Origin of the sequence: Acinetobacter sp. YK3 (assembly GCF_001729365.1) — a bacterium.
GTDB classification, from domain to species: Bacteria; Pseudomonadota; Gammaproteobacteria; order Pseudomonadales; family Moraxellaceae; genus Acinetobacter; species Acinetobacter vivianii.
In genome coordinates, this window is the sequence record NZ_LZPJ01000119.1 from 21,803 (window position 1) to 39,353 (window position 17,551).

The 17,551-nt window shown below is 41.5% G+C and carries 18 protein-coding genes; 12 read left to right on the forward strand and 6 right to left on the reverse strand.

What is annotated here, in order from left to right:
* The first annotated feature begins 5 nt into the window (after positions 1 to 5).
* Complete coding sequence (locus A9Z07_RS14685) at positions 6 to 368, forward strand: glyoxalase superfamily protein (RefSeq protein WP_069579622.1); 363 nt, start codon at positions 6 to 8, stop codon at positions 366 to 368.
* 13 nt (positions 369 to 381) lie between these two features.
* Here the strand turns inward: A9Z07_RS14685 and A9Z07_RS14690 are convergent, their stop codons facing one another.
* On the reverse strand, positions 382 to 954 hold the full coding sequence (locus A9Z07_RS14690) for a nicotinate-nicotinamide nucleotide adenylyltransferase (RefSeq protein WP_139126650.1): 573 nt from the start codon (positions 952 to 954) through the stop codon (positions 382 to 384).
* Positions 955 to 1,062: 108 nt separating this feature from the next.
* On the opposite strand from A9Z07_RS14690, the gene A9Z07_RS14695 reads away from it, so the two are divergent.
* Together A9Z07_RS14695 and A9Z07_RS14700 are read left to right on the forward strand one after the other, a co-directional pair.
* The gene (locus A9Z07_RS14695) at positions 1,063 to 1,863 is read left to right on the forward strand and encodes an enoyl-CoA hydratase-related protein (RefSeq protein WP_069579623.1); all 801 of its coding nucleotides are present in this window, start codon (positions 1,063 to 1,065) and stop codon (positions 1,861 to 1,863) included.
* 130 nt (positions 1,864 to 1,993) lie between these two features.
* Positions 1,994 to 3,148 (forward strand): glycerate kinase, encoded by a 1,155-nt coding sequence (locus A9Z07_RS14700; protein ID WP_069579625.1) that lies wholly within the window; start codon positions 1,994 to 1,996, stop codon positions 3,146 to 3,148.
* Here A9Z07_RS14700 and A9Z07_RS14705 read toward each other — a convergent pair.
* Both A9Z07_RS14705 and A9Z07_RS18110 read right to left on the reverse strand, forming a co-directional pair.
* Positions 3,142 to 3,456 (reverse strand): NGG1p interacting factor NIF3, encoded by a 315-nt coding sequence (locus tag A9Z07_RS14705; protein ID WP_069579627.1) that lies wholly within the window; start codon positions 3,454 to 3,456, stop codon positions 3,142 to 3,144. The genes A9Z07_RS14700 and A9Z07_RS14705 overlap by 7 nt on opposite strands.
* Positions 3,457 to 3,518: 62 nt before the next feature.
* Positions 3,519 to 3,650 (reverse strand): KGW motif small protein, encoded by a 132-nt coding sequence (locus tag A9Z07_RS18110; protein ID WP_264754295.1) that lies wholly within the window; start codon positions 3,648 to 3,650, stop codon positions 3,519 to 3,521.
* A 169-nt stretch (positions 3,651 to 3,819) separates the two neighbouring features.
* On the opposite strand from A9Z07_RS18110, the gene A9Z07_RS14710 reads away from it, so the two are divergent.
* Positions 3,820 to 4,413: a hypothetical protein gene (locus tag A9Z07_RS14710; RefSeq protein WP_069579629.1), complete on the forward strand. Its 594-nt coding sequence runs from the start codon at positions 3,820 to 3,822 to the stop codon at positions 4,411 to 4,413.
* Here A9Z07_RS14710 and A9Z07_RS14715 read toward each other — a convergent pair.
* The 3 genes from A9Z07_RS14715 to purL all read right to left on the reverse strand — a co-directional run bounded on the left by A9Z07_RS14715 (position 4,408) and on the right by purL (position 9,964).
* On the reverse strand, positions 4,408 to 4,818 hold the full coding sequence (locus tag A9Z07_RS14715) for an NUDIX hydrolase (RefSeq protein WP_069579633.1): 411 nt from the start codon (positions 4,816 to 4,818) through the stop codon (positions 4,408 to 4,410). The genes A9Z07_RS14710 and A9Z07_RS14715 overlap by 6 nt on opposite strands.
* Before the next feature lie 28 nt (positions 4,819 to 4,846).
* Positions 4,847 to 6,058 carry a multidrug effflux MFS transporter gene (locus A9Z07_RS14720; RefSeq protein WP_069579635.1) on the reverse strand — a complete coding sequence of 404 codons (1,212 nt, stop codon included), beginning with the start codon at positions 6,056 to 6,058 and terminating at the stop codon, positions 4,847 to 4,849.
* Between the two features lie 75 nt (positions 6,059 to 6,133).
* Positions 6,134 to 9,964, reverse strand: coding sequence for a phosphoribosylformylglycinamidine synthase (purL, locus tag A9Z07_RS14725; RefSeq protein WP_069579637.1), 3,831 nt, complete (start codon positions 9,962 to 9,964; stop codon positions 6,134 to 6,136).
* A gap of 544 nt (positions 9,965 to 10,508) precedes the next feature.
* Here purL and A9Z07_RS14730 point away from each other — a divergent pair.
* From A9Z07_RS14730 to tolA, 8 genes are all read left to right on the forward strand, one after another.
* A complete protein-coding gene (locus A9Z07_RS14730) occupies positions 10,509 to 11,849 on the forward strand; it encodes a deoxyguanosinetriphosphate triphosphohydrolase (RefSeq protein WP_004771459.1) in 1,341 nt (446 codons plus the stop codon).
* Between the two features lie 73 nt (positions 11,850 to 11,922).
* Positions 11,923 to 12,528, forward strand: a complete 606-nt coding sequence (gene ruvA / locus A9Z07_RS14735; RefSeq protein ID WP_069579639.1) for a Holliday junction branch migration protein RuvA — start codon at positions 11,923 to 11,925, stop codon at positions 12,526 to 12,528.
* 7 nt (positions 12,529 to 12,535) lie between these two features.
* Positions 12,536 to 13,540 carry a Holliday junction branch migration DNA helicase RuvB gene (gene ruvB, locus A9Z07_RS14740; protein ID WP_004771455.1) on the forward strand — a complete coding sequence of 335 codons (1,005 nt, stop codon included), beginning with the start codon at positions 12,536 to 12,538 and terminating at the stop codon, positions 13,538 to 13,540.
* Between the two features lie 205 nt (positions 13,541 to 13,745).
* Positions 13,746 to 15,080 (forward strand): M20 family metallopeptidase, encoded by a 1,335-nt coding sequence (locus tag A9Z07_RS14745; protein ID WP_069579642.1) that lies wholly within the window; start codon positions 13,746 to 13,748, stop codon positions 15,078 to 15,080.
* Positions 15,081 to 15,290: 210 nt separating this feature from the next.
* The gene (ybgC, locus tag A9Z07_RS14750; RefSeq protein WP_004771451.1) at positions 15,291 to 15,698 is read left to right on the forward strand and encodes a tol-pal system-associated acyl-CoA thioesterase; all 408 of its coding nucleotides are present in this window, start codon (positions 15,291 to 15,293) and stop codon (positions 15,696 to 15,698) included.
* Positions 15,699 to 15,722: 24 nt separating this feature from the next.
* Positions 15,723 to 16,421: a protein TolQ gene (gene tolQ / locus A9Z07_RS14755; RefSeq protein ID WP_004771450.1), complete on the forward strand. Its 699-nt coding sequence runs from the start codon at positions 15,723 to 15,725 to the stop codon at positions 16,419 to 16,421.
* Positions 16,421 to 16,873, forward strand: coding sequence for a protein TolR (tolR, locus tag A9Z07_RS14760; RefSeq protein ID WP_004771447.1), 453 nt, complete (start codon positions 16,421 to 16,423; stop codon positions 16,871 to 16,873). Before tolQ ends, tolR begins: the two co-directional genes overlap by 1 nt.
* 3 nt (positions 16,874 to 16,876) lie before the next feature.
* A partial coding sequence (tolA, locus tag A9Z07_RS14765) for a cell envelope integrity protein TolA (protein WP_069579644.1) occupies positions 16,877 to 17,551 on the forward strand: 675 nt, incomplete at its 3' end.

A 17,551-nucleotide genomic window follows, 5' to 3' on the forward strand; every position in this document is an offset into this window, starting at 1 on the left:
TAAGCATGCAATCTGGCTCAATTACCCCCATTCTACGTATTTTCGATGTCGAACTTGCCCAATCATTTTATCTGGACTATTTAGGCTTCCAACTCGATTGGCAACATACTTTTGGGGATAACTTCCCGCTTTATCTACAGATTTCCAAAGGTGATTGCATCATTCATTTATCTGAACATTTCGGTGATGCTAGCCCACACAGTGCCATTCGTATTTATTGGGAGAATCTTAGTTTGCTTCATACAGAATTGGATGCAAAAGACTATAAATTTGCCAAGCCTCAAGTAGAGAAAACCGATTGGGAAACATTGGAACTGAGTATCACCGACCCATTTTCAAATCGAATCATTTTTTGGGAAGATGCCTAATCTTCCCTTTGTATCAAAATTCATCGATATTGGAACGGTCATTGTCCTTAAACTTTTGCTGTAGTTTCTGATAGATCGGCGATTTTTGAAATTCGCTCAAGAACTGGATTGTCCCTTCAGGAAAAAACTCAGTTTGAATCTCACCACGATAATAGGCTTCACGCATTGGTGTTGCTGAAATGGAATCTTTCAAACTCTCCAGCTCCACCATCTGCCACTCAGGAAATAAACGTAAATAATAAGAAGATTCATCCTTAAAATGACCGATTAAACCGACTTTTGCATTTGGCTGAATCACGCCATTGACCAAGTCTTTGACCTGTTTGACCCATTTCTCATCGTTATAGACATCGACCACATGGACAAAATGAATTCGCTTTTGATCTTGCTCAGAAAAGTTCGACAAGATCATTTGCTCACGCTCAATCACCAGAAAAGGATTTTTGATATTCCGTTCGGATTGTGCCGACCCCAAAGCCAAGATCACGTTTTGACTTTTTTGTAATGCAATTTCAATGGTTTGCATATGTGCAAAATGAAATGGCTGGAAGCGTCCAATAAAAACAAGATAGTCAAATGTGTACATAGGCTTAATTTCACTTTTTTTGTGAACTCATCAGTTGCGCCATTCTAATAAATATGCGACATAATGAGGGCACTTAAAATCAATCTGGATTAAAGCAAGGATAGTACGATGACACTTAGCTGTATTCAACAACCTCATCAACATTTGCAAGCAAATTTAGAAGATGGCGTACTCACCTTAGCCATTAACCGTTCAGAAGCAAAAAATGCACTCTATGGCGAACTTTACCTTTGGATCGCAAAAGCTTTGGATGAAGCCGATGCAAATAAAGAAGTTCGTGTGGTAATTTTCCGCGGTGCAGAACAAGACTTTACGGCGGGTAATGACATGAAAGACTTTATGAGCTTTATTCAAAAGCCACATGAAGGCAAAGCTGGCGATCAACCTCCATTTGTATTATTAAAAGCAGCAGCTCGTTTTTCAAAACCACTCATCATTGCAGTGAAAGGTGTTGCAATCGGAATTGGTGTCACGATTCTATTACATGCGGATATGGTATTTGCAGACAACACTGCCCTGTTCCAAATTCCATTTGTCAGCCTTGGTCTATCTCCAGAAGGTGCAGCAAGTCGTTTATTGGTGAAACAGGCTGGTTATCAAAAAGCAGCCGAGTTATTATTCACGGCGAAAAAATTTGATGCAGCGACTGCGGTAAAAGCAAATCTAGTCAATGATGTGGTTGAAGATGTGTATGCGACAGCGCAAAAGACAGCGCAACATTTAGCAGCATTACCATTGGCTTCGATCAAACAAACTAAAGCACTCATGAAACAAGACTTGGCAGATATCATTGCATGTGTCGATGATGAAGCTGAAATTTTCATGCAACGTGTACGCTCACCAGAAATGATGGAAGCGGTACAAGCCTTTATGCAAAAGCGTAAACCTGATTTTTCTCAGTTCAATTAATCACTGCATTAATCATTAGAACAAACCACTTAGCCTAAAAGTTAAGTGGTTTTTTATTTTGTGTATCCATATAGATATTTACGAATAGACCGTCTAAGCTCGATTCTGATTAAAACTAAATTTCAAAAATATGAAAGTCGTCATTGCTCCAGACTCTTTTAAAGACAGCTTATCTGCACATGATGTTGCAGAAGCGATTGCTTTAGGTTGGCAACAGGTTTTTCCTAATACAGAAATCATCACTTGCCCCATGGCAGATGGCGGTGAAGGATCAATTGAAGCTGTTTTAGCGGCTTGTTCAGGTCAATGGCGTGAACAAACCGTACAAGGCCCACTTGGGCAACCTGTATTAGCAAAATGGGGCTGGTTAGAGACTGAAAAAATTGCCATCATTGAAATGGCGCAAGCCAGTGGTATCCAATTGGTGCATCCCTCAGAACGTGATGCATGTATCAGCAGTACATTTGGTACAGGTGAGCTGATCCTCGCTGCTTTGGATGCAGGTGCAAAGGAAATAGTACTGACTGTGGGCGGCAGCGCAACCAATGATGCTGGTACGGGGCTTTTATCTGCCTTAGGCGCTAAGTTTTTAGATGCAGATCATCAAGTCTTGCCTGCTGGTGGTCTTGCCCTGCAAAATCTGGTACAGATCAATCTGGAGAATTTTGATCCACGCATTCAACAAACTAAATTTTTATTGGCTGCTGATGTAACCAATCCACTTTGCGGCCCTAATGGTGCATCTCATATTTTTGGCCCACAAAAAGGTGCTTCACCAAATCAGGTACTTGAACTGGATCAAGCATTGTCACATTTTGCTGATGTCACAACACAATTGCTTGGCATTGATCAACGCAATGAAGCTGGTGCGGGAGCAGCAGGTGGACTTGGTTTTGCTGCAAAAACTTACTTACAAGCCGAGTTTAGATCGGGTGTGGAAGTGATTGCAGACCTGAACCAGCTTGCAGAAAAAATCCAAGGCGCGGATTGGGTGATTACAGGTGAAGGAAAGTTTGACGAACAGACTTTAAATGGCAAAACCCCGTTCGGGGTCGCTCAAATAGCACAAGCAGCCAATATTCCTGTGATTGTAATTGCAGGAACGCTTGGGCAAAACTATCAAGCTTTATATGAGCACGGTATTAGGGCTGCCTTTTCTTTAACTTCCGGCCCAACCAGTCTAGAAGAAGCCTGTCAAAATGCGGCAGAGCTGATTCGTGCACGGACAACCGATATCGCCCGATTAATTCAGACCAGTATGATTAAACCTAATCAAACTCAATGAATATCTAAAATCTGGATAAACTCAAAAGCAGGCTCTTCATAAGGATGGCTTGCCTTTAAAGCTTTTGCTACTGCACTGGCCTTTTCTTCTGTGACAATGGTTTCTACTCGCCATTCTTCAAGCTGCTCTAACTCATCCAATTGTCCTAAAAAAGGATCTGCACCTTTTACAGGCTTGAATTGCCCAATGCCTTTGACTTGCCAAGCACAATATTCGTAATTACTAATACCACCCGCACCTGCTTCAAAGATTGCTTGTTTGGTAGATTCCAAATGAGATTCTGGCACGTAATAAATCAGCTTTAGCATCGTAAAATGGCTCAAATCGAAATCAATGAGAATTCAATCATAGCGTGATAAAAGCTGAACAATCAAAGTGAAAGATTGATAATGAGATAACTCACGATGATAAATAGCAGTTGAATGAGCACAGTTAAGCCAAACCAAAACCAGCCTTTGTCTTTTGAATGGCTTGCTCTCAAATAGTTTTCATTTTTTATCATATTGCTCTCTCATATCTTATTTATTATTGAAATATGAGAAGCAAGAATTGAGCCAATTAGAAAAGGAGAAAAATTTATAGGCTTCAGAAGATAAATGAAATTATTTGTAGATTTATCTTTTTAGCTCTATCTAATAATATATATTTTTCATAAACTTTTATAAATTAATATGCCTTATTCTTTTCAAGCTCAATGGGAGCTTTTTTATCCAAACAAACTTCCAATTTCTCATTATTTAGTCCAAGACTTTGCACAATCTTGGTTTAGGATCCATAGCCTACCAGAGTCAAAAAGATATGCAGATACAGCTGCTGAATACGAATTATTACTAGATCGCCAGAATAAAATCATTACAGATTGCCTCGGTAGTGATACTTCTATTTTTATAGTCTCAGGCCATTACTTTACATTGAGCAGAAACAATAAAGCTTATGACCCTGCTTTTAGCCTTAAATATCAATTTCATTTAGAGCAGGAAATTAACTTAACACGAGCTAATCCTGAATATTATGATGAAGAGGATGAAGATCATTTCTTTAGACCATGTAGTGTCGAAGTAACTTGGCAAACCAATCAACATGATGACTTATTGAAAAAGATCGCCGATGATGAATTAAAGGCTTTTATGATTTCTTTCGAGAAAAATACAATTGTTGCACCTTATGACGGTGGCATTGATTTTATTATCTTTGATGAGGAGAAAAGAAATGCTTTAAGAGACAAATATAAAGACTGGCTTTCACCAAGAGAAGATGGGTTATGACGACACTAAGAAATTTCTTAAATAACTTAAGGCTTCATGAAAACTCTCATGCCAACTCTCATTTGGCTTTTGATTTAAAGGGAACCAAAAGAACTCAAAATCTAAGCCACCGTCATCCTGACAATGATGTATCCAAGTTTCAGCTAAATCTACGCTGACCTCACATAAATAGAAATACCAACCTTGCTGATTAGATTTGAGTTTTAAATTCCCCATAAACTTGGGATTTGCTTCAGCATTTAACCCTGCTTCTTCAAATAATTCACGGATTGCAGCTTCATCATATTTTTCCTCTTGCTCTATTGTCCCTTTAACCAATTGAATCCCTGCAAGTGGATGCCGAAAAGCCAATATTTCCAAGCCATGCTTTTGATGTCTTAAAATTACTGGAACAACTTTTTTCATATTTTCTTATCTTCCGAGCATCAACGACTTAACTATCAGAATTTAATATTTTTAACTGCCTTTTCTCATACAGTGTCATCGCAAAAGCCAAACCACACAAAATCACAAATCCACTGGTCATTGGAATCAAGGTACCGTTATAAAGCTGCCCAATGATCGAAGCGAGAATTAACGACAGTACAGATGAAGATGCCCCAATAATCGCTGAAGCCATGCCAGCCACATGCCCCATCGGTTCCATTGCAATCGCATTGAGATTGCCAAACAGTGTTCCAAACAACAAAAATAAAATGCAGGCATACAGCATAAACATCCAGAATGAAACGGCGACACCAGCGAGCTGAATAATGAGGAACAGCAATGAAATTAAACATAGGCCAAGAAAGCCATAAATACAGATCGGGCGCATCCCAAACTTCATGACAATTCTAGAATTAGTAAAAGATGCAATCCCCATTACGCCAGCTAATAGCGCAAAGTAAGCACTAAATTCCTGCCCTGTTTTGCCAAATTGCTGCATAAAGATTTGTTGTGAAGTTCCAAGATATCCAATAAAACCGCCAAAACAAAAACCTGCACATAGCAAATAACTCATGGTGGTTTTATTGCTCACTACTTCTTTGAAGCCATCTTTAAATGCTTGTACACGCATTGGCAAACGATTTTCAGGCACTAAAGTTTCTTCTAGCCTTAAAGCGATCCAACCTCCAACAGCTATGGCATAGACCATATACAACACAAAAATATCACGCCAACCGAAGAAATGAATAATCAGTTGTCCCAAACTGGGTGCAATCGCAGGTGCGACCATAAACACCATCATGATCAAAGACATGATACGTGCCATTTGTGCGCCACTGTATTTATCCCGAACAATGGAAATAGAAGCCACATAAGGCCCAGAAACACCCACACCCTGAATAAAACGCCCGACCAAGAACCATTCAAAACTTTGGGTGGAATAGCACAACAAGCTTCCTAAGAAATAGATCACGATGCCTGTAAATAAAATTCGTTTTCGTCCAATTGCATCAGACAATGGCCCTGCAATCAGTTGCCCGATAGTCATTCCTGAGAAAATACTAATGATGACCCACTGTGCCTGATTGCTATTTTGCAGGGTAAAAACTCGGCCAATTTCACCTAATGCAGGTAAAACAGCATCAATCGAGAAAGAGACGATGGACATTAATAATGCCATCAATAATGCGAATTCGTGGAAATGGATTTTTGATTTCATTTTTCTTGTCCATTGATCATTATTTTATATTGAATTAAATAAGCCACCTGACGGTGGCTTATTGCATGGATTTAATTAACCAATAAATTTACGTGCATTACGGAACATACGTAACCAAGCACCATCTTCAACCCAGTCTTCTGGCTTCCAAGAATGCTGTAAGGCACGGAAGTTACGTTCAGGATGCGGCATCATCACGGTTGCACGACCATCTTTAGAAGTTTGACCTGTAATCGCCTCAGGTGAACCATTCGGGTTCAACGGATAGTGCTGAGTTGGGTTACCCAAGCTATCTACATAACGCAAGATCACTTGGTTCTCGGCATTTAAAGCAGCGATTTGCTGTTCAGTTGCAACTAGACGACCTTCACCATGCGCAACAGCAATTGGTAAAATCGAACCTTGCATATCTTCAAGCAAGACTGAAACTGATTTTTCTACGCGTACGTTAACAGCACGTGCTTCAAATACTTCTGAGGTGTTACGGTGGAAACGGCCCCAATGCTCTGCACCTGGAATCAGTGGTGCAAGTTGCGACATCATTTGACAGCCATTACATACGCCTAAGCTGAATGTACTCTCACGATGGAAGAACTGTTCGAACTGATCACGCAATTTTGCATTGAACAAGACTGATTTCGCCCAGCCACCGCCAGCGCCCATCACGTCACCGTATGAGAAGCCGCCACATGCCACTAAACCTTCGAAATCAGTCAAGCTGACACGACCTGCAAGCAAGTCACTCATGTGTACGTCGATGGTATTGAAGCCAACTTTGTCAAATGCAGCAGCCATTTCAACATGACCGTTGACACCTTGCTCACGCAAGATTGCCATGTTTGGACGACGTGTATTGATAAACGGCGCTTCAACAGGCTCATTCAAATCATAAGTCGCTTGTGCAATCAAACCTTTATGATTTTTATCTGCAATCAATGCAAACTCTTGATCAGCCGTTTCAACATTGTCACGTAAGCGCTGGATTTGGTGTGACACTTCTGCCCAAGCTTGTTGTAATTCAGCACGTTCTAAAGTTAAACCATTGACAGCCAATTGATCAGTTGTATTAACACGGCCCACAACTGCGATTGCATCTTTCAGGCTTGATGCTGCAACTTCAACTTGCAATTGCACCCAATCAGCTGCTGTGATTTGGAGTACAGCACCAATTTCTTCAGCAAATAAGCTTTCCGTTGTTTGATTTTCTAATGCAACACCTAAGCGTGAAGCAAACATCATTTCAGCCACAGTCGCCAATAAACCACCATCACCGATGTCATGGTAAGCCTTGATTACACTACGATTGTTCCAGTCTTGAATCAAGGCAAAGAATGCTTTGAAGTCATCAAAACTATCGACATCAGGTGTTACTGAACCAATCGCTTTATACACTTGTGCAAGGATCGAACCACCTAAACGGAACTGCCCTTTAGATAGATCAATACGAACCAATACAGAGTCTGCAAGGTTTTTCAATTCAGGCGTTAAGGTTTTACGAACATCTAGAACTGGTGCAAATGCAGTGATCACACCTGTCATTGGCGAAGTAACAGCTTTATCTTCACCATCATTCCACGTGGTGCGCATTGAAAGTGAGTCTTTACCGACTGGAATTGCGATGCCTAATGCAGGACACATTTCCATACCAATCGCTTTCACACCTTCAAATAAGGCTTGATCTTCACCTTTTTGACCTGCCGCTGCCATCCAGTTTGCTGAAAGTTTGATATCGCTAATTTGTTCGATGTTGGCACAAGCAATGTTGGTAATCGCTTCCGCAACAGCCAAACGTGCAGATGCAGCAGGATTTAACAATGCAACAGGTGGACGTTCGCCCATTGCCATTGCTTCACCAGTGAAACCTTGCAAACTTGTGGTCGTCACTGCTGCATCCGCAACAGGAACCTGCCAACGACCGACCATCTGGTCACGTGCAACCATACCGGTAATCGAACGGTCACCAATGGTAATCAAGAACGATTTAGATGCCACGGTAGGATTTTTCAATACGCGGAAAATCGCATCTTTCAAATCAACTTTTGCTGCATCAAAGTCGTTGCCTGTACGCTCGATCGTTTCATACGAACGTTGCATACGTGGCGTACCACCCAACATCACTTGCATCGGGATGTCGACTGCATTGTTTTCAAACAATGGGTCTTCAACGGTCAAATGACGCGCTTCAGTTGCTTCACCAAGCACCGCAAACGGACAACGCTCACGTGCACAAATTTCTTCAAACTGTTCTAAAGATTCTGGGCGAATCGCAAGTACATAACGCTCTTGCGCTTCGTTTGACCAGATTTCCATCGGGCTCATACCTGGCTCTAAAGATGGAATCTTACGAAGGTTAAGAACTGCACCTAACTCATGATCATTCACAAGTTCAGGCATAGCATTTGATAGACCACCCGCACCCACGTCATGTACAGACACGATCGGGTTAAAGTCTTCTAAACGCCAGCATGTATCGATGACTTCTTGGCAACGGCGTTCCATTTCTGGGTTTTCACGTTGTACTGAGGCGAAATCAAGGCTTTCACCCATGGTACCGCTATCTACAGAAGACGCTGCGCCACCACCAAGACCGATTAACATTGCAGGGCCACCCAATACAATGAGCAAGTCACCCGGTTGAATCGCATCTTTTTCTACATGGTCAGGACGAATGTTGCCGTAACCACCAGCGATCATGATTGGCTTATGGAAGCCTTTCACTTCACCATTGACATTCTGTTCGAAAGTACGGAAATAACCATTTAATGCAGGACGACCGAATTCGTTATTAAATGCTGCGCCACCCAATGGACCTTCAATCATGATCTGTAATGGCGATGCCATACGTGAAGGTTTGCCGTAGTTTTCTTCCCAAGGTTGTTCAAAACCAGGAATATTCAAGTTTGATACAGTAAAGCCCGTTAAACCTGCTTTTGGTTTACCACCACGACCTGTTGCACCTTCGTCACGGATTTCACCGCCCGAACCTGTTGCAGCGCCCGCAAATGGAGAAATTGCTGTTGGGTGGTTATGGGTTTCCACCTTCATCAGAATATGAGCAGCTTGGCTCTTATATTTATAAACGAAGTGACCATTTTCATCCGCTTTCGGATAAAAACGCATGGTGTCATAACCCACGATCACAGACGCATTATCTTTATATGCTGATAACACGTCGGTCGGAGATTCTTTATAGGTATTCTTAATCATCTGGAACAATGACAATGGCTGTTTTTCGCCATCAATTGTCCATTCAGAACCAAAGATTTTATGACGACAATGTTCAGAGTTTGCCTGTGCAAACATCATCAACTCGATGTCATTCGGATTACGACCCAGCTTGGTAAATGCTTCGGTTAAGTAATCAATTTCCTGCTCAGATAAAGCAAAGCCAAACTCATTGTTGGCTTTAACTAACGCTTCTTTACCTTGACCCAAGATATCAATTGAGTTCAACGGCTTCGGCGCTGTTTCCGAGAACAATGCTTTTGCATCTTCGATTTGAGCAAAAACATTTTCAGTCATACGGTCATGTAATGCCAATTTCACTTCATTCGAAATCTCGGTTACACCTTTCAATGTAAACAAAAGACCGCGTTCTAAGCGGTGAATTGGCGTATTACAGTTTTTGAAAATATCTGTTGCTTTAGATGACCACGGTGAGATAGTTCCTACACGCGGGGTGACTAAAATCTGGATTTCATCACTTGCAGCTTGGCGAAGTTCGAAAGATTGACCATCGTTTAAAAGTTGTAATGCCGATTGATGTTGCTGCTCGTTGAGCGCTTGATCAAACAAATAAACCCACTGGCTGTCAAAAGATTGAACAGAACTCATTGACGTTAAGCGATTTAAGAGTTGAGCTTTCTTGAAAGAAGAATGTGCTGATGCACCGGCCACGATAAACATGTTGACTTTGGCTCCACGGGCGGGTCTAACGAACCTACCACAATGTGACTTATAAGAGAGCGCATATTCTACTGTGAAAGCCTCATTTCAGCTAGCCATATCCATCTTAAAAATCAGAGTTTTCTACTTCAAATGACTTAATTTATTGTAGCTTTATTGATTTTACTTTATTCGTAACAATTCATTTAACCTGATACCCAAATCACATTCCAAATTCACGCCTCATCTTTTTAGATATCACCGTGTTGATAAAAAAGTTTAACACTATAGGCAATCGTCTGATTTCTCCCTAAATAAAGCTTATATAAAGTCATTCATTAATCATCTTATTGGGATGCCTGATCCAAACAAGTGCATAGATTATTTATTAGATATAAAAATCTTATTTTTCCTTTAGGCTTTACGCTGAACAGATTTAAATGACCATGAAATACAAAACTATAAAGGACTGCTTACTTATCCAAGACAACTTATGTCGCCCTACTCTAGTGCTTTAATCTTTTTTTTGGCATGATGAAACTGAATTCATAGTGAATAATGATAAATGGAACAAATGCGTTGGTTAGAGTTGCTTTCCGCAATTCGTTTAGGTAGTAAAAAAAGCAGTACAGAATTGGCCCGTAGCCCATTCCATAAAGATTACGACAGAATTATATTTTCCCAAAGCTTTCGACAACTGAATAGAAAAACACAGGTTCATCCGCTTACCCAACATGACGGGATTCACACCCGCTTAACTCATTCATTGGAAGTATCTTGTATTGGTCGTTCGCTGGGTATGCTGGCGGCAGAAAAAATTAAAGACGAATTACCCATGTGGATCTCACCTGCCGATGTCGGTGCGATTATTCAGGCGGCGTGTCTGGCGCATGATATTGGCAATCCCCCCTTTGGTCATGCAGGCGAATACGCAATCCGTGAATGGTTTGATGACGCTTCACATCGCGACTTTCTGACTAAACTTACGCCAGAAGAAGCCGCTGATGTACGTCAGTTCGAAGGCAATGCACAAGGGCTTCGACTTTTAAGTCGTATTGATTATCACCCTGATGATGGTGGTATGCGCCTGACCTGTGCCACGCTGGGTGCTTATTTAAAATATCCGTGGCTGTCTAAAACGATTGAAGAACAAGGTGATACCCCTTCTCATCAACGGGCAAAATTTGGCTGTTATCAATCTGAAAAAGAAATTTTAAAACAATTGGCTGAACAGCTCGGTTTGATTCAACTGGGTGAATATCATTACTGCCGTCATCCCCTGACCTATTTATTAGAAGCAGCTGATGACATTTGCTATGCGCTAATTGATCTGGAAGATGGCATTATTCTCAATATGTTGAACTATGCTGAAGTTGAACCGATTTTCCTGAATTTGATTGCTGATTATGGCTATCCAGAGGAATTACATTTACCGCATACCACTTGGCAGCAAAAAATCGCAGCCTTACGCGGACGCGTCATGAAGCGTTTGGTCGATGAAGTCACCACGGCATTTGCCAAGCATCATTTTGAAATTTTGACAGGCCAGCTCAAAGGTAGCCTATTACAATATTGCTCACCTGATATTGAGGCAGGCATTCAAACAGCGAAAAATCTGGCACGTGACCGAATTTTTGAACATCCTCAAAAATCAGGTTTAGAGATTATTGCCCATCAAAGTCTACAAACCATTCTGGATGCATTTATTCCTTTGACCATGCCGCATAAGACATTAAGCTTTAAAGAACAGCGATTAATGTCAATTTTGCAACATTCAGGCGTAAATCTGCAAAACAACCATTATAATAATATTATGCAAGTCTTGGATATTATTAGTAAGTTCTCTGACCATCAGGCTTATAGTCTGGCGCAAGAGTTGCAAGGAAATAAAATAGGATTCTTTTAAAGGCTTAAATTAAGCGCTATTAGTCTCTTAAATCACCAACTAAATTGTTTTAAAAAATAGTGAAATTTTACTCATGATCGGATGTTTAATTGGCGAAGTGTTTGCCCTGGAAGCCCCAACCGTATTACTGAACGTGAATGGCGTTGGCTATGAAATCGACACCCCACTTTCAACATTTTGCCAATTACAAAAAGGACAAAAAGTCACGTTATGGACACATTTAGTTGTCCGTGAAGATGCACAGCAATTGTATGGCTTTAGCGATGCGCAGGAAAAAACCATTTTCCGCACGCTACTCAAAGTCAATGGTGTAGGCCCTAAAATGGCTCTAGGCATTCTTTCAACCCTGAGTGTTGAATTGCTGATTCATACCATTGAACATGACGATGTAAATACCCTGATTAAAGTTCCGGGTGTAGGTAAGAAAACAGCTGAACGCCTAATGATTGAATTACGTGACCGCTTTAAAGCATTGGCCCATCCCGCAGGTGGCTCAAGCAATGCAACGGCAACGCAAATCCAGTTCATGTCAAACTCACCTGTTGCCGAAGCCGAAGCCGCATTACAATCGCTCGGTTATAAACCAGCTGAAGCACAAAAAGCCGTTGCAGCCGTCAAAGCAGATTATACTGAGTCAGCCGACATTATTCGTGCTGCGCTTAAATCCATGATGAAGTAATAGATATATGCAAGATCGTCTTATTAGCGGAACTGAAAAACCTGAAGATCATTTTGATCGTGCCATTCGTCCCACTTCTTTGGCTGATTATATCGGTCAGCCTGTGGTACGTGAGCAAATGGAAATCTTCATTGGCGCGGCCCGTGGTCGTGGTGAGGCACTTGATCATACCCTGATCTTTGGCCCGCCGGGCTTGGGTAAAACCACCCTGGCGAATATTATCGCGCGTGAAATGGGCGGTAATTTAAAGTCGACTTCTGGCCCAGTGTTAGAACGAGCTGGCGATTTGGCTGCCATGCTGACCAATCTGGAAGAAGGTGATGTTCTGTTTATTGACGAAATTCATCGTCTTTCGCCTGTGATTGAAGAAATCCTCTATCCTGCGATGGAAGACTATCAACTGGATATTATGATTGGTGAAGGCCCTGCTGCCCGCTCAATCAAGCTGGATCTACCTGCATTTACTTTAGTTGCAGCAACAACACGTGCTGGTTTGTTGACTTCGCCATTACGTGACCGTTTCGGGATCGTGCAACGATTAGAGTTCTATTCGGTTGAGGACTTGACGCATATCGTGACACGTTCTGCCAATTTGATGGATGTGCCGATTACGCACGAAGGCTCAACAGAAATCGCCCGTCGTGCACGCGGCACACCGCGTATTGCCAACCGTCTATTACGTCGTGTTCGTGACTATGCGCAAGTCAAAGGCACAGGTGAAGTGACTCAAGACATGGCACAACGCGCTTTGGACATGCTTAATGTTGATAAAGCAGGCTTAGATACGCTAGATCGACGTTATCTCAGTATGTTACTGGAACGTTTTGAAGGACGACCGACAGGTGTTGAAGCATTAGCCGCAGCGATGGCAGAAGACAGCGGAACGCTGGAAGATGTGATTGAGCCGTATTTAATTCAGCAAGGTTATGTGATGCGGACTGCTCGCGGTCGTATTGCAACCAATATGGCGTATTTACAGTTTGGTATGACACCGCCTGAGTCAAACAACTAAGCAAAAGAAGAGAGTTTTCTCTTCTTTTTTTTTAATTTGAACCTTTTCTCTAAAGCAAAATAATAATTCTATTATCAACAAATTAGCGACTCTATACCTTTTAAGTCTTTATTTATACCTTATTGATTTTTTAATATTTTCAAGAACTGCATTATAAGAAAAATACAACGTAAATCTGATAAACAATAATTTTTAGGATAAGGATATGTATAAGAAAGCCGCTTTATTACTTCCACTCGCCCTCGTAAGTCAACTCAGTATGGCAGATTGGATAAAAGATGCCGCACAACAAAATGAAAATCAGGTTATTCAATTAAGACAACACATCCATGAGCACCCCGAACTTGGCAATATGGAATTTAAAACATCTGCGCTTGTTCAAAAAGAATTGAAATCTTATGGCATTCAAGTCAAAACAGGTTATGCAAAAACAGGAGTCATTGGCATCTTAAAAGGCGACAAACCCGGTCCAGTCATGGCGCTTAGAGCGGATATGGATGCTTTACCGATGCAGGAAAAAAGTGGCGTGCCATTTGCCAGCAAACAAAAAGCAATCTATCAAGGTAAAGAAACTTATGTAATGCATGCCTGTGGACACGATGCTCACACTGCAATGCTCTTAGGTGCAGCAAAAATTCTGGCAGCCAACAAAGATAAAATATCAGGCACAGTCATTTTTGTATTTCAACCCGCCGAAGAAGGTGGCGCAGATATCGATAATTTCACACATGGCGATCAAATCGGCTCAAGAAAAATGATCGCGGACGGAGCATTTATAGACGATAAGCCAGAAGCTATTTTTGGTATGCATGTCATGTCTGGTATGAAAAGCGGACATCTCTACTATAAAGATGGTGCGATTTTAAACAGTTCAGATCATTTGCGTATTCAAGTCAACGGCAAACAAGTCCATGGTTCGATGCCTTGGTTAGGTAGAGATCCGATTTATGCGTCAGCTCAAATGATTAACAATATACAAAGTCTTATTAGTCGAAGAACCGATCTGACTCAAGGCATGGGCGTCATCAGTATTGGTAATATTCAAGGTGGAACGGCAGGAAACATCATTCCTGATCAAGTTAATATGATTGGTACCATTCGCTCCAACAACGAACAGATACGAGACAACATCTTAAAAAGTTTACCGACGCTTGTTGAACATAATGCTCAAGCCAATGATGTAACGGCCAAAGTTGAGATTGCGCCTTATGCTCCAGTAACAGTGAATAATAAGGCACTTACTCAACTTATTCAGCCAACATTGACCAAAGCTGTCGGAGATTCGAAACTTCATCTGATGGACCATAATGCAAGTGCCAGTGAGGATTTTGCCTATTATGGAAAATTAATGCCGTCCTTCTTTGTTTTCTTAGGTGCGACACCTGAAAATCAGGACTTAAGTCAAGCCGCTCCGAACCATAACCCCTATTTTATAGTCGATGATAAAGCCTTAAAGACAGGGACAGAGCTACATGTAAGATTCGTCTTAGATTATCCAGAAATCGCGAAACAAGTTCAGGCCGCATGGAAACCGTCTTAACTTAACAACATACAAGTTATAGAGTGTCCCGTTTTAGACAATAAAGACCGCAATCGCAATTGAAAGGTTGTGCCATAGGACTTAGTATGCAATCTGCTAAACTGCCCCGTATTTAAAGCAGGTCTATGACGTTGAATGGAACTGATGTTTTATTTAGCAGTCATATTTTTAAATATAAAGCCCTATAGTGAACTAGAACGGAATACTCTCATGGCGAATCATTTTGAATTTAAAATTCGTGTTTATATCGAAGATACAGATGCAGGTGGTATCGTCTACCATGCCAACCATATCCGTTTTATGGAACGTGCACGCACTGAATGGTTACGTGCTGCTGGAGTTGATCACTACTGGCATCAACAAGATTACAACTTCGTTGTGCACCAGATTCAGGTCAAATATGTACGACCTATATTAATGGATGACTTAATTACCGTTACAGCACGTGTTATTTCGTGTAAAGCCGCATCATTTGTGTTGCAACAAAATATTTATCGTGGTGAAATCTTGCTGGCTTCAGGTGAGGTTGTGTTGGCATGTTTAAACAAAGAGTTAATGCCACGTCGACTTCCTGATGAAATTCGTGACCTGATTCAAAAAGAATTGGCACAGGACTAAAATAAACTTTCGGCACAGTAACTTATGGCAACTAATTTAGAATCTTCTCTACACATCTCCGACCTTATTTTGCAAGCAAGTCCTGTTGTACAACTGGTCATGCTGATTTTATTACTCGCTTCAATTTATAGCTGGTATCTAATCGCCAAATTGCATATGGGCTTCAAAAAAGCAGGACAAGATGATGAGCATTTTCAAAAGATGTTCTGGTCAGGTGCCGAATTAAATACCCTTTATAATAACGCTCAACTCAACTCTAAACGTCGTGGTTTAGAAGACATCTTCTATCAAGGGTTGGGTGAGTTTTTCAAATTACAAAAACGTAAAGCAGATACCAATCAAACCATCGAAGGAACTGAACGTATCCTTCGTGTCGGTTTAAGCCGTGATCAAGGCGGTTTGGAACAAGGCTTAGGTGCACTTGCCAGCATTGGTTCTGTTGCACCTTATATTGGTTTATTTGGTACTGTTTGGGGCATTATGAATGCCTTCATCGGTCTGGCTGCGGTGGATCAAGTTACGTTGGCAACAGTTGCACCGGGTATTGCCGAAGCGCTCATCGCTACAGCAATCGGTTTATTTGCTGCAATTCCAGCGGTACTTGCATTTAACCACTACACAGCCAAAGGCGAATCGATCTATTCAGACCGTGCCTTATTTGCAGAAGAAATGGTTGCTCTTTTACAGCGTCAAGCGATTGGAACGACACAGGAAGATGCATAATGGCGATTCAAAGATCTGGACGTTTTGAGCGGATTAAAAAACCACTGAAAAGCGATATGAACGTCGTTCCTTATATCGACGTCATGTTAGTACTTCTGGTTATTTTTATGGTGACAGCACCCATGATCACCAGTGGTATCAAAGTAGATTTACCTCAAGCCAATAACCACCCTATTGAATCTAAAGATATGCCAGCGATGGTCACCATTGGCAAAGATGGCAATATCTTTTTGCAATATCAAGAACACAAAGGCAGTGAGCCACTATCACTGGAACAGCTTGAAACGCTTTTAAGTGAAGCTCAAACTCAAGCTGAACAAGAAAATAAGCAACTGACTGTTCTCGTGAATGGTGATAAATCTCGTCCTTATGGTGAAGTGGTTTCACTTATGGCGAGTCTACAAGAAGCAGGCCTAACTCAAGTTGGCTTACTGACCGAGCCGTTAAAATAAGCTATGAAAAAATTTCAAGAGCCGCCTTTTAAGCAAAATGCGATTGCACTGGGTTTCACACTCGGTGTTCATGCAATCGCGATTGTTGGCTTACTGTTTTTAGGCTTGAGTAAACCACCAGAAGAGCCTAAAAAACTCACCACTATTTTGGTGAAGCCAGAAGATTTACCTCAATCACTTCAGCAGCCTGAACAGCAAGTCACTGCTGATAAACAAGCACCAGAAGTGGTCAGTCCAAATGTAGATCCGACCTTACCTGAAAATATTCCTGTAGCCCCTCCACCGCCAACTGCACAACAACTTGCAGCTGAAAAACAAAAGGTGGAGCAAGCACAGCAAGCAAAATTAGCTGAACAAAAACGTAAAGCCGATGAAGCTGCTCGTGCCAAGCAAGTCGAAGAACAGCGTAAACTTGCAGAAGCACAGGCACAAAAACAACGTGTCGATGCTGAAGCAAAACGTCAAGCTGATGCAAAGGCAAAAACTGAAGCTGAAGCGAAACTCAGAGCTGAACAAAGCGCGAAAGCTGAAGCGGATGCCAGAGCACGTCAAAAAGCAGAGCAAGATGCGAAGTTAAAACAGCAGAAAGCGGCTGAAAATGCAAAGCTTCAAGCTCAACAAGAAGCAAAACGTAAAGCCGAAGCGGATGCAAAACGCAAAGCTGATGCAGATGCCAAA

Bases quoted from the DNA above. Each gene is read 5' to 3' on its own strand.
- ruvA (WP_069579639.1), top strand. From the start codon at position 11,923: ATGATCGGATGTTTAATTGGCGAAGTGTTTGCCCTGGAAGCCCCAACC.
- A9Z07_RS14700 (WP_069579625.1), top strand. From the start codon at position 1,994: ATGAAAGTCGTCATTGCTCCAGACTCTTTTAAAGACAGCTTATCTGCA.
- A9Z07_RS14715 (WP_069579633.1), bottom strand. From the start codon at position 4,818: ATGAAAAAAGTTGTTCCAGTAATTTTAAGACATCAAAAGCATGGCTTG.
- A9Z07_RS14705 (WP_069579627.1), bottom strand. From the start codon at position 3,456: ATGCTAAAGCTGATTTATTACGTGCCAGAATCTCATTTGGAATCTACC.
- tolQ (WP_004771450.1), top strand. From the start codon at position 15,723: ATGGCAACTAATTTAGAATCTTCTCTACACATCTCCGACCTTATTTTG.
- A9Z07_RS14685 (WP_069579622.1), top strand. From the start codon at position 6: ATGCAATCTGGCTCAATTACCCCCATTCTACGTATTTTCGATGTCGAA.
- A9Z07_RS14720 (WP_069579635.1), bottom strand. From the start codon at position 6,058: ATGAAATCAAAAATCCATTTCCACGAATTCGCATTATTGATGGCATTA.
- ybgC (WP_004771451.1), top strand. From the start codon at position 15,291: ATGGCGAATCATTTTGAATTTAAAATTCGTGTTTATATCGAAGATACA.
- A9Z07_RS14745 (WP_069579642.1), top strand. From the start codon at position 13,746: ATGTATAAGAAAGCCGCTTTATTACTTCCACTCGCCCTCGTAAGTCAA.
- purL (WP_069579637.1), bottom strand. From the start codon at position 9,964: ATGTTTATCGTGGCCGGTGCATCAGCACATTCTTCTTTCAAGAAAGCT.
- A9Z07_RS14695 (WP_069579623.1), top strand. From the start codon at position 1,063: ATGACACTTAGCTGTATTCAACAACCTCATCAACATTTGCAAGCAAAT.
- A9Z07_RS18110 (WP_264754295.1), bottom strand. From the start codon at position 3,650: ATGATAAAAAATGAAAACTATTTGAGAGCAAGCCATTCAAAAGACAAA.
- A9Z07_RS14710 (WP_069579629.1), top strand. From the start codon at position 3,820: ATGCCTTATTCTTTTCAAGCTCAATGGGAGCTTTTTTATCCAAACAAA.
- ruvB (WP_004771455.1), top strand. From the start codon at position 12,536: ATGCAAGATCGTCTTATTAGCGGAACTGAAAAACCTGAAGATCATTTT.
- tolR (WP_004771447.1), top strand. From the start codon at position 16,421: ATGGCGATTCAAAGATCTGGACGTTTTGAGCGGATTAAAAAACCACTG.
- A9Z07_RS14690 (WP_139126650.1), bottom strand. From the start codon at position 954: ATGTACACATTTGACTATCTTGTTTTTATTGGACGCTTCCAGCCATTT.
- A9Z07_RS14730 (WP_004771459.1), top strand. From the start codon at position 10,509: ATGGAACAAATGCGTTGGTTAGAGTTGCTTTCCGCAATTCGTTTAGGT.